Genomic DNA, 10,303 nt, shown 5'->3' on the forward strand with positions numbered 1-10,303 from the left:
GCTCAAAGCGAAGAAACCCGGGCCTCAAAGGTGAGGGGCGAGTCGAGGGTTAGCCGCGGGCCGGTCGGGCGGTCAGCCGCGGGGCGGTCGAGGGGGTCAGTCCAGGGGGTGCAGCACCCGGTTGAGGAACTGGCGGGTGCGCTCCTCGGCCGGGTTCGTGAAGATCTGCGCGGGCGCGCCGCGCTCGACCACCACGCCGCCGTCGAGGAACAGCACCTGCGACGCGACCTGGCGCGCGAACTGCAGCTCGTGGGTGACCACCACCATGGTCCAGCCCTCCTCGGCGAGCTCCTTCATCACCGTCAGCACCTCGCCCACCAGCTCGGGGTCGAGGGCCGACGTCGGCTCGTCGAACAGCAGCAGGTCCGGCTGGAGCGCGAGCGCGCGCACGATGCCGACGCGCTGCTGCTGGCCGCCGGACAGCTCGTGCGGGTACGCGTCGCGCTTCTCGGCCAGCCCGACGCGGGCCAGCAGCTCCTCGGCCCGGGCGACCGCCGTCTCCCGCGGGACGCGCTGCACCTGGGTGGGGCCCTCGATCACGTTCTCCAGCACCGTGCGGTGCGGGAACAGGTTGTGGTGCTGGAACACCATCGCGGACCGGTCCCGCAGTGCGGCCCGGCCGGCCTTGGCCCGACGGCGGGCGGCGCGGCGCTCCGACCACCCGGACGGGGTGGCCTTCTCTGCCGTGTCATCGGGGACCTCGTCGACCACGGCGTCCTCGGGCGAGGTCCCGTCGACCGGCGCGTCCTCCGGCACCGTCTCGTCAGACGGCGCCTCCTCGGTCCGGGCGTGGACGGCGCCGGTCCGGCGTCCGAGAGCCTCCGCCTGGGCGCCGAAGTCGACGGCGGGGCCGCCGTCGAACTCCAGCACCCCGGCGTCGGGGGTCTCCAGGCCGTTGAGCGAGCGGAGCACCGTCGTCTTGCCGCTGCCGGAGGCGCCGATCAGCGCGACCACCTCGCCGCGCCGGACGTCCAGGTCGACGCCGCGCAGCACGTGGTTGGCGCCGAACGACTTCTCGATGCCCCGGGCGGTCAGCAGGGTGCCGGTGGGGCGGTCCTCAGTGTGCGACATACCGGTCCAGCCTCTTCTCGAGCGCGTTCTGCCCCGCGGACAGCACCGTGCAGAACAACCAGTAGATGAAGGCCGCCTCGATGTAGATGGTCAGGAACTCGCTCGAGAACGCCGCGATCTCCTGCGCCTTGCGGAACATCTCGGTCACCAGGATGAGCGACGCGAGCGACGTGTCCTTGACCAGCGAGATGAAGGTGTTCGACAGCGGCGGCACCGACACCCGTGCGGCCTGCGGCAGGATGATCCGGCCCAGCGACCGGGCCGGCGACATGCCCACGGTCCAGGCCGCCTCCCACTGGCCCTTGGGCACGGACAGGATCGCCGCACGCACGACCTCGGCCGCGTAGCCGCCCACGTTCAGGGAGAACGCGATGATGGCGCTCGGCCACGGGTCCAGGCGGATGCCGATCTCCGGCATGCCGTAGAAGATCACGAAGAGCTGCACCAGCAGCGGGGTGCCGCGGATCACCGAGACGTACGCCCGGCCGATCCACGACAGCACCGGGTTCGGCGAGAGCCGCAGGAGCGCCACGAGCAGGGCGAGCACCAGCCCGATCGCGAACGACGCCAGGGCGAGCGGGATGGTGCCGGTGAGGCCGCCCTGCAGGAGCGGCCAGAACGAGTCGGCGACGAGCTGCCAGTCCATGTCTCCCTCTCGGCGCCGTCAGCGGTGCCCGGCGGGGAGCGTCGCGCGGTACGTCACTCCGAGACGTCCTCGCCGAAGTACTTCTTGCCGAGCTCCGCCAGCGTGCCGTCGGCACGCAGGTCCTCCAGGGCGCCGCTGATCGCCGTGGCCAGCGCCTCCTTCTCCGGCGTCACGACGAACGCGGACTGCGACTCCTCGTCCGTCTCCGCGGCGACCTTGATGCCGGAGGCGTCCTCGGTGTTCGCGTAGTCGAGGTAGGTGAGGCTGTCGTTGATCGTGGCGTCCACGCGACCCTGCTCCAGCAGCGCCACGGCCTGCGCCCAGCCCTCGACGGCCTCGACCTTGGCGCCGCTTTCCTTGGCGAGGTCGTTCCAGTTGCTCGTGAGCGACTGGGCGCTGGTCTTGCCGTCCAGGTCGGCGAAGCTGGTGATGTCGTTGTTGTCGGCGGCCACCACGAGCACACCGGTCGACACGGTGTACGGCGTCGAGAAGACGTAGTCGGCCTCGCGCTCCGGGGTGATGGTCACCTGGTTCGCGATGGTGTCGAAGCGGCCCGCGTCCAGGCCCGCGAAGATCGCGTCCCACTGGGTCTCCTGGAACTCGATCTCCACGCCCAGGTTCTCGGCGACCGCCTCGGCGACCTCGACGTCGTAGCCGACCAGCTCGTCCGTCTCGTCGTGGTAGCTGAACGGCCGGTACGTGCCCTCGGTCGCGACGACCAGCTTGCCCCCGGACAGCCCGAGCTCGTCGCCCGCGCCACCCGACTCGTCCGAGCTGCCGCAGGCAGTCAGGGCCAGGAGGACGGCCGAGGCCGCGGTGACCGTGAGAAGGGCGCGGTTGCGAGACATGGTGAGGGCTCCGTTCGATGAGTGGCACACATCAGTCGTGCCGATGCGTGCCCCAAAACTAGCCGATGGCAGGACCGAACTCACGCACGAGTCCACAGCCTGTTCATTCCGTGACGGTTCGCTCTAGGACCGTTCGTTCCTTCGCCACCGGTCCGGCGTGATCCCGTACCGGTCCTTGAACCGGCGGACCAGGTACGTGGCGTCGCGCAGGCCCGTGCGCGCGGCCACGACGGCGAGCGGCAGGTCCGTGTCCCGCAGGACCCGGCGCACCTCGGTCATGCGCCGCTCGGTGATCCACTCCAGGAGGGTGCGGCCCGTGCGCTCGCGGACGGCCGTGGTCAGGTAGCCGGGCGTGTAGCCCAGCGCGCGGGCGACGTCGGCCGCGGAGACCGGGTCGCGGAACGTCGCCTCGATCTCGTCGAAGACCCGCGTCACGAGCGGGTCGGGCGGGGCGGGGGCCGACGACGCCAGGCGGGCCGCCGCGATCAGGATCCGCGTCAGCAGGGCTGACGCCGCGTCCCGGGCGCCGAGCCGTCCGGGCGCCGCCAGCTCCTCGGCCAGCTCCGTGAGCCACGCCGACCAGCGCGGGCGCTCGCCCGCCGGGACGTTCGTGCTCAGGGCCGGCGGGCGGTCGGCCGCGCCCGGCCCGTCGGGTTCCGCCTCGAACAGCGCCAGGAGCGGGTGGTGCGTCCAGGCCAGCGGCGAGACGGAGGCGAGCGAGGGGACGGCGTCGGGCGTGAAGGCCAGCGTCCAGGCCCGGGAGTCCGCGAAGCCCCGGACCGTTCCCGGGTCGATCGTCCGGCCCGGCGGGACGGCGTACAGGTCGCCGTCGCGCGCGGCGCCGTCCTCCTGCCCGGGGCCGCGCTCGACGAGGACGAGCACGTAGAAGTCGTGGGCGTGCCGGTGCCCGGGCGGGAGGTGCGGGTGCTCGTCCGCGCCGTCGTGCAGGTTGACGTTCACCGGCGGCATGCCGAGGCGCGGCTGGTACCGGTACACCGGGGTGCCGTCCGGGCGCACCGTGCGGACGCTGGACGGGGTGCGCAGCGGGGGCAGGGCGTCGTCCGCGGGCCGGGGCACCATCACCGGTCGCCCGTCACTGGCCCACACCGGTCGCCCGTCACCGGTCGCTCGGCACCGCGAGCGTGAGCACGGCGTCGACGATCTGCGGCGCGCGCTCGAGCTGTCGTTCCAGGGCGCGCAGGCGCACGGCGACGTGGGACTCGGACTCGTCGCCCGGCAGGTCGATGCTGGCGACCAGCAGGAGCTGCCGGGGGCCGACGAACTCCAGCCGGAGGTAGCCCACGTGGTCCACGCCGGGCAGCGCCTCGACCCGCGCCCGGACCGCCTGGTGGATCTGCTGGTCGGCCACCTCGCCCGTGAGGAACCGCCGGTTGCGGTCGAAGAGCACCCACGCCACCACGCACAGCAGCAGCCCCACCAGGATCGAGCCGGCCGCGTCGTACCGAGCGTCGCCCGTGACCTGGTGCAGGGCCATGCCGCCCGCCGCGATCACCAGGCCGACCAGGGCCGCCGAGTCCTCGGCGAGCACCGCGCGCAGGGTCGGGTCGGAGGTGCCCAGCGCGTGGTCGAGCAGGTCCCGGCCGAGCTTGCGGGCCTCGGCCCGGGTGCGCCGGTATGCCTGCGCGAACGAGAAGCCCTCCAGGAGGAAGGCGACGGCCAGCACCACGTAGCCGACGCCGTAGTCGGTGGCCTCCTCGGCCTGACCGAACGCATGGATGCCGTGGTAGACGGAGACCACGCCGCCCGCGACGAAGAGGCCGAGCGCGGCCAGCATCGACCACACGTACGCCTCGCGGCCGTAGCCGAGCGGCCGGTCCTGGTCCGGTGGCCGCGCCGCCTTGCGCTCCGCGACCAGCAGGAACACCTCGTTGCCCGTGTCGGCCCAGGAGTGGGCGGCCTCGGCCACCATCGAGGCCGAACCCGTCAGCACCGCCGCCACCGACTTGGCCGCCGCCACCGCGAAGTTGGCGCCGAACGCGATCACCACCGTCAGCGCCGAGCCGCTCCGCTCCCGTGCCATGCGTCCCCCTCCGTCGTGACGCCCCCGACGCTACCGACGTTCCGCCCGCCGCGCCGGACGCGCGCCCGCCGTACCCCGCGCACCGCCCGACCGAGGATCGTGCGATCGGCACCGACTTCCGTCCTGTCGAGGGCCCGCAGGATGTCCGATGCTGGACGAGCGGCCGGACCGGCCGTCCCGGCGTCCCCGGCGCGGGCACCACCACGGAAGGCACCCGGATGAACGACAGCACCGTGCGGATCCTCGACCCCCGCACCCCGGAGGAGCGCGAGCGCGAGTTCCTGCCCGGCATGGGCCGGCCCTGGCTGCTCCCGCTCTACGACGCGTTCACGCGGTTCTCCCGCGTGCGGCCCCTGCACGACCGTGCGGCGGCGCTCGCGGGCGTCGGCCCGGGCGAGTCCGTGCTCGACCTCGGCTGCGGCACCGCGAACCTCTCGCTCGCCGTGCTCCGCGCGCAGCCGGCCGCCCGGGTCACGGGTCTGGACCCGGACGCCGCCGCGCTGCGCATCGCGGCGCGCAAGGCCGCCCGCCGCCGCGTCCCGCTCACGCTGGTCCAGGGCTTCGCCGACAGGCTCCCCGTGGACGACGGCTCGCTCGACCACGTGGTCTCCGCCCTCGCCCTGCACCACGTGCCCGACGACGCGCGGGGGCGGTTCGCGCACGAGGCGTTCCGCGCGCTCCGGCCGGGCGGGCGGGTGACGATCGTCGACTTCGGCAGCGCGGACGGCTCCGGCGGCGAGCACGGGCACGAGCACGGCCGCGGCCACGGCCGTGGAGCCCGGCGCGGCCCCGGCAGCACGGGCGCGTACGGCCGGGTGCGCGGGCACGGCCGCGGGCACGCCGCCGTCGCCGACAACCCGCACACCGCCCGGAACCTGGAGGGCGGCCTGCTGCGCCTCCTCGCGGACGCCGGGTTCGCCGACGCCCGCGAGGTGGCGCACGTGGAGCGCCGCTACGGCCCGATCACGTTCGTGCAGGCGACGCGCCGCTGAGCGACGCTCCACCGCGACCTGCGGCGGAGCGCCGCTCGCGGCGGAGCGGCGCGCTACGAGCGCCGGCGCACCCGCGGCTCCGGCAGCGCCGGGGGCTCGGCCGCCGGGGTCTCCTCCAGCAGCCGGAACGCCTCGGCGATGCCCGCCTCGAGCTGCGGGTCCACGTCGGAGAAGTAGTCCGCCGGGGTGTGCCGCACCTCGATGTCGGGGTCCACGCCGTAGTTCTCGACGTCGAATCCCTTGCCGGCGAGCCAGAGGCCGTACCGCGGCTGGGTGATCCCGGTGCCGTCCACGAGGTCGAAGCGGCCGTCGATCCCGACCACGCCGCCCCAGGTGCGCACACCGACGACCGGCCCGACGCCGAGCGCCTGCGCGGCCGCGTTCACGATGTCGCCGTCGGACCCCGCGTACTCGTTGGTGACGAGCACGACCGGGCCGCGCGGCGCGCGGTCCGGGTAGGAGTTGGGGCGGTCGTAGTGCCGGTTCAGCCCCCAGCCCGCGACGCGTGCGGCGAGACGGGCGATCACGAGCTGCGAGGTGTGCCCGCCGCCGTTGAAGCGCACGTCCGCGACGATGCCCTCACGGTCCGCGGCGAGCCGCAGGTCCCGGTGCAGCTGGGCCCACCCGGTGCTCATCATGTCCGGGACGTGCACGTAGCCGAGCCGGCCGCCTGACCTCTCGGCGACGTACTCGCGGCGCGACCGCACCCAGTCCTGGTAACGCAGGTCGGACTCGTTGGCGAGCGGCACGACGACGACGCGCCGGTCCCGGCTCGCGGCCGGGCCGGTCCCGCCGTCCGCCGCACCCTCTCCGGCGACGGCGGGCCGCCGCAGGGTCAGCTCGACCGGGATGTCGGCCGCGCCCACCAGGTTCGCCGCGGGTCCGGCCACCGGGTCCACCGGCCGGCCGTCCACCGCGACGATCAGGTCGCCCGGCCGTGCGTCGACGCCCGCGGCGCGCAGCGGGGACCGTGCCCCCGGGTCGGACGACTCGCTCGGCAGCACCCGGTCGATCCGCCAGCCGTCGGCGGTCCGCGTGAGGTCCGCGCCGAGCAGCCCGAGCTTGCGGGACGAGTCGCCGCGCTCGTGGGGCGACCGCACGTAGGCGTGCGACGTGTTGAGCTCGGCGACGGTCTCCCAGAGCACGTCCTCCAGGTCGTCGTGGGTCGCGACCCGGTCGATCAGCGGGCGCCAGCGTGCCACCGTCCCGGCCCAGTCGACGCCGTTCATGTCCGCGCGCCAGTAGTGGTCGCGCATGATGCGGGCGTTCTCGTCGAACATCTGGTGCCACTGGGCGCGGGGGTCCACCTCGTGGCGGACGCGGGACAGGTCGATGTCGAAGGCGCTCGGGTCGTCGTCGCCGGGCTTGCTGGTGGCCGACTGCGCGCTGAGCCCCGACCCGGACCGGATCACCACCCGCTCGCCGTCGCCCGACACCGCGTACGCGGTCACCTTCTCCGCGACGTCCGTCGCCTTGCGCGCCTCGAAGGACCAGAACTGGAGCACGTCGGGTGCCGGGTCGCCGTCGGTGCCGGCGTGCCGCGCGCCGAGCACGCCGGCGTCGTCGGTCTCGTGCACCCAGAGCACGCCGCCCTTGGCCGCGCGCAGGTCGCGGTACCGACCGGACGTCACCGGGAACGGCACCACGCGCTCCTCGGCGCCGTCGAGGTCGATGTCGGGCGAGGCCGTGTCCTTGTGGTCCTCGTCCTGCTTCTCGTCGCCCGCCGCGTCGTCGTCCGTGCCGCCCTTCTTGGCGTCCGGCGTGCTCAGGCGCCAGCCGTCGGCGCTCGGGCCGAACGGCGCCGGCTCGGTCGCGGCCAGCGGGATGAGCCACGGCCGCGTCGCCGCGCTGAACGACAGGGCGAACTCGTGGGAGTCGTAGGACGGGTCGAACGTGCGGTTCGACAGGAACACGACGTACTTGCCGTCGTCGCTGAACGCCGGCGAGAAGTCGTGGAACCGGCCCGACGTCAGCGGCGTCGCCGTCGGCGTGTCCGCGTGCAGGTCGGCGACGAGCACCTGGTGGTGGTCGCCCTCGGTGCCGGTCGGGCTGGACCAGGCGAGGTACCGCCCGTCCGGCGAGAACGTCGGGGACTCCGCCTCGCCGTTCGCCGACCGGCCGAGCGGGAGCACGGTGCCGGGCTCCGGGGCGGTGCCGTCCGGGGCGACGTCGCCGTCCGTCGCGGGGGCGGGCAGCGCGACCACGCTGACCCGGCCGTCGTGCGAGATCGCCGCCACCTTGTCGCCGGCGGGGCTCGCGGCCAGGTGCAGCACCCGGCCGAGCTCGCCGGCCGCGAAGCGCTGCGGCGCGGCGTCCGGGTCCACCCCGTCGGTGCCGGGCACCGTGTGCACCTCCAGCGCGTCCTCCCGGCTCTCGCCGTCCGCGGTGGCGTGCGGCGCGTCCGTGACGACGACGGCGCGGCCGGTGTCGCCGAGCAGCACGGGCTCCCGGACGCGGACGGACGGGTCGGCCACGAGCGCCCGGGCCGGCCCCGCGCGGTGGGTCACCCAGAACGCGGTGCCGAGCCAGCCCACGACGCTCGCGTCACCGCTCGTGTCGACGGCGAGCCCGTCGACACCCCGCGCCGCCGAGTCGGGGTCGGTCGAGTACGGCTCCGGGAGCGCGCCGGTGAGCGTGATGTCCAGGCGGCGCGGGGTGCCGTCCAGCGCGTCGAGCAGCCAGAGGTCGCCGCGGCTGTGCCACACGATGCGCGCGCCGTCGGACGTCGCGTCGCGGACGTAGCCCTCGGCCTCGGTCTGGGTGGTGAGCAGCCGGGGTCCCGCGGCCTGCGTGCCCGTCGCCAGGCCGTCCCAGACCCAGAGGTTCGCCTGCTCGTCGGCGTGGTCGGGGAACGTCGCCCCCCGGTCGGAGGTGAACGCCAGCGCGTCCCCGACCCAGATCGGGTCGTAGGTGCCGGCCTCGTCGTCGGGCAGGGGGCGCTCCCACTCGCCCGTGCCCCGGTCGAGCCACAGCACGGAGGCCGTGCCGCCCCGGTACCGCTTCCAGTAGGCGGGCGTGCGGTAGCCCGCCGAGACGAGGGCGGTCGTGCGCCCGCCGTCCGGGCCCTGGTGCTCGGCGACACCCCAGGCGGCGCCGTAGCGCGGGGTCTCGACCGTGCCGTCGAGGCCGACCGCGCGCACCACGGTCAGGGAGCGCTCGTACGAGCCGGCGTTGGACGAGACGAGCACCCGGCCGGCGTCGTCCCAGCCGAGCACCGTCGTGGCCGTGCCGCCGAACCAGGTGAGGCGTCGCGTGGCGCCGTCGGCCAGCTCGACCACGTACGCCTCGGGGTGGCCGTCCTTGTGGGACACGTACGCGAGGCGCGTGCCGTCGGGGGAGAAGCGGGGAGTCGTCGCGGGCACGTGGTCGCTGGTCAGGCGCCAGGCGCGGCCACCGGAGACGGGGGCGAGCCAGACGTCGTCGTCGGCCACGAACGCGACCTGGTCACCGTGGATGTGGGGATACCGGAGATAGGGCTGGGTCACCGCCTCAACGTACTCGCGGCGCACGGCGTCGTCACCGGAAATCGCTCAGGGCGAGGAGCATGCGGACGCATCGAGTCTTCGCTCGTCCACATCTTGGTCTCACATCATGAAACGATCTGGTGGACGAGTTGCATCATCCGGTTCTATGGGGTTCATCGGCATTGCCTGACAAAAGATGACTGAACGCCCCATGGGAGAGGTCAGATCCTGCCGCCCGGACGGCTCCGGGTCATGTCGGTGCACAGCGACCGCCCCACCGCACGGACCGATCGCAAGGGATGACACCCATGGTTCCCGCAGCACCGTCCACAGCTGCATCCACAGCCTCGCCCACCGGCCGGGCGGACGCCGCCGCGTCCCCGGCGCTGCCCGTCCGCCTCGACCGCGTCTCGCGCACGTTCGCCGCGCCCGGGAGCGGCGACCGCACGGGCCGCACCGTGCTGAGCGACGTCGACCTCCGGGTCGCGCCGGGCGAGATCGTCGCCGTGCTCGGCCCGTCCGGCTGCGGCAAGTCGACCCTGCTGCGCCAGGTCAGCGGCCTGGACGCGCCGACGTCGGGCAGCGTCACGATCGACGGGGCGCCCGTGGTCGGGGCGGACCCGCGCACCGCCGTCGCCTTCCAGGAGCCCCGCCTGCTGCCGTGGCGCACGCTCACGCAGAACGTCGCGCTGGGCCTCCCGCCGGGCACCGCGAAGGACGCCGGACGGGCGCGCGTGGCGCGGCTGCTCGACCTGGTCGGGCTCGCGACGTCGGCCGGGCTGCGGCCGCGCCAGGTGTCGGGCGGCATGGCGCAGCGCGCCTCGCTCGCCCGGGCGCTGGCCCGCAACCCCGGCGTGCTGCTGCTCGACGAGCCGTTCGGCGCGCTCGACGCCCTGACCCGGCTGCGCATGCAGGACCTGCTGCTCGATGTCCACGCGGCGCAGCCCGCGACGATCCTGCTGGTCACGCACGACGTCGAGGAGGCGCTCTACCTCGCCGACCGCGTGGTGCTGCTGCGCACGGTGGCGGACAGCGGGGCGTCCCACGCCGCCGCGTCCGACGGCGGGGCGCCGAGCATCGCGCGGATCGTCGACGTGCCGGGCGACCGGCCCCGGGACCGCGCCGCGCGCGACCTGGCCGAGCTCCGCGCGGAGCTGCTCGACGGGCTCGGCGTGCCGACCCACCACGACCGCTGACCCGCTCGACAGAGACCCACCGCACCGAACCACCCAGCCCGCCGA

Annotated in this window: 8 protein-coding genes; 2 read left to right on the forward strand and 6 right to left on the reverse strand. The window is 74.6% G+C overall.

The window, feature by feature from the left end:
- Positions 1-96: 96 nt before the first annotated feature.
- The 5 genes from ACFWEJ_RS05210 to ACFWEJ_RS05230 form a co-directional block, all read right to left on the reverse strand.
- Positions 97-1,071 (reverse strand): amino acid ABC transporter ATP-binding protein, encoded by a 975-nt coding sequence (locus ACFWEJ_RS05210; RefSeq protein ID WP_377228144.1) that lies wholly within the window; start codon positions 1,069-1,071, stop codon positions 97-99.
- The gene (locus ACFWEJ_RS05215) at positions 1,058-1,717 is read right to left on the reverse strand and encodes an amino acid ABC transporter permease (RefSeq protein ID WP_377228145.1); all 660 of its coding nucleotides are present in this window, start codon (positions 1,715-1,717) and stop codon (positions 1,058-1,060) included. Before ACFWEJ_RS05215 ends, ACFWEJ_RS05210 begins: the two co-directional genes overlap by 14 nt.
- 53 nt (positions 1,718-1,770) lie before the next feature.
- Positions 1,771-2,565 (reverse strand): amino acid ABC transporter substrate-binding protein, encoded by a 795-nt coding sequence (locus ACFWEJ_RS05220; RefSeq protein WP_377228146.1) that lies wholly within the window; start codon positions 2,563-2,565, stop codon positions 1,771-1,773.
- 123 nt (positions 2,566-2,688) lie between these two features.
- Positions 2,689-3,645 (reverse strand): helix-turn-helix transcriptional regulator, encoded by a 957-nt coding sequence (locus tag ACFWEJ_RS05225; protein WP_377228147.1) that lies wholly within the window; start codon positions 3,643-3,645, stop codon positions 2,689-2,691.
- A 37-nt stretch (positions 3,646-3,682) separates the two neighbouring features.
- Positions 3,683-4,606: a cation diffusion facilitator family transporter gene (locus ACFWEJ_RS05230; RefSeq protein WP_377228148.1), complete on the reverse strand. Its 924-nt coding sequence runs from the start codon at positions 4,604-4,606 to the stop codon at positions 3,683-3,685.
- A 218-nt stretch (positions 4,607-4,824) separates the two neighbouring features.
- Here ACFWEJ_RS05230 and ACFWEJ_RS05235 point away from each other — a divergent pair, with 218 nt between their 5' ends.
- Positions 4,825-5,598, forward strand: coding sequence for a class I SAM-dependent methyltransferase (locus ACFWEJ_RS05235; protein WP_377228149.1), 774 nt, complete (start codon positions 4,825-4,827; stop codon positions 5,596-5,598).
- 53 nt (positions 5,599-5,651) lie between these two features.
- Here ACFWEJ_RS05235 and ACFWEJ_RS05240 read toward each other — a convergent pair whose 3' ends face one another.
- Entirely contained in the window at positions 5,652-9,083 is a 3,432-nt protein-coding gene (locus ACFWEJ_RS05240) for a S41 family peptidase (RefSeq protein ID WP_377228150.1), read from the reverse strand.
- A 287-nt stretch (positions 9,084-9,370) separates the two neighbouring features.
- On the opposite strand from ACFWEJ_RS05240, the gene ACFWEJ_RS05245 reads away from it, so the two are divergent.
- Positions 9,371-10,258, forward strand: coding sequence for an ABC transporter ATP-binding protein (locus tag ACFWEJ_RS05245; RefSeq protein ID WP_377228151.1), 888 nt, complete (start codon positions 9,371-9,373; stop codon positions 10,256-10,258).
- Positions 10,259-10,303: the final 45 nt, after the last annotated feature.

The sequence above is a fragment of the Promicromonospora sp. NPDC060204 genome (genome assembly GCF_042728455.1).
Classification (GTDB): domain Bacteria; phylum Actinomycetota; class Actinomycetes; order Actinomycetales; family Cellulomonadaceae; genus Promicromonospora.

Coding starts and splice junctions, on each gene's coding strand:
- ACFWEJ_RS05210 (WP_377228144.1), bottom strand. CDS start 1,071: ATGTCGCACACTGAGGACCGCCCCACCGGCACCCTGCTGACCGCCCGG.
- ACFWEJ_RS05215 (WP_377228145.1), bottom strand. CDS start 1,717: ATGGACTGGCAGCTCGTCGCCGACTCGTTCTGGCCGCTCCTGCAGGGC.
- ACFWEJ_RS05220 (WP_377228146.1), bottom strand. CDS start 2,565: ATGTCTCGCAACCGCGCCCTTCTCACGGTCACCGCGGCCTCGGCCGTC.
- ACFWEJ_RS05225 (WP_377228147.1), bottom strand. CDS start 3,645: ATGGTGCCCCGGCCCGCGGACGACGCCCTGCCCCCGCTGCGCACCCCG.
- ACFWEJ_RS05230 (WP_377228148.1), bottom strand. CDS start 4,606: ATGGCACGGGAGCGGAGCGGCTCGGCGCTGACGGTGGTGATCGCGTTC.
- ACFWEJ_RS05235 (WP_377228149.1), top strand. CDS start 4,825: ATGAACGACAGCACCGTGCGGATCCTCGACCCCCGCACCCCGGAGGAG.
- ACFWEJ_RS05245 (WP_377228151.1), top strand. CDS start 9,371: ATGGTTCCCGCAGCACCGTCCACAGCTGCATCCACAGCCTCGCCCACC.